Origin of the sequence: Streptomyces recifensis (assembly GCF_002154615.1) — a bacterium.
Taxonomy (GTDB): Bacteria; Actinomycetota; Actinomycetes; order Streptomycetales; family Streptomycetaceae; genus Streptomyces; species Streptomyces griseoluteus.
In genome coordinates, this window is sequence record NZ_MUNH01000206.1 from 1 (window position 1) to 381 (window position 381).

Consider the following 381-nt stretch of genomic DNA (forward strand, 5'->3'; position numbering starts at 1 on the left):
GACATCCCCTAGTCTCATAGGGCACCCCCGCCCCATCCGCACCCCTAGGACCTCTTCTCGTGGCAGGACGTTTCGCCCCCCGGCCCCCGTCGCACGCGCCCGTGCGCGAGGCGGTTCCGGCGTCCGTGGTGCCCCGGCAGGCGGCCGGGCCCCGGACGCGGACGTGGGTGCCCCAGGGGCCGTACGACCTCGGTCTGGTGCTCGGGCCGCTACGGCGCGGGGGCGGTGACCCGACGTTCCGCGCGACCCGCGACGGGTCGGTGTGGCGGGCCACCCGCACCCCCGCCGGGCCGGGCACGCTGCGCGTGTACACATGCGGCGGCGAGGTGCGCGGCGAGGCGTGGGGGCCCGGCGCCGACTGGCTGCTGGACCGGCTGCCCG

The 381-nt window shown here is 78.5% G+C and carries 1 pseudogene; it reads left to right on the top strand.

Features of this window, described 5'->3' with window-relative positions:
- Positions 1-59 precede the first annotated feature (59 nt).
- Positions 60-381, top strand: a pseudogene (locus CCN33_RS32925) (DNA-3-methyladenine glycosylase 2 family protein); the annotation flags it as partial.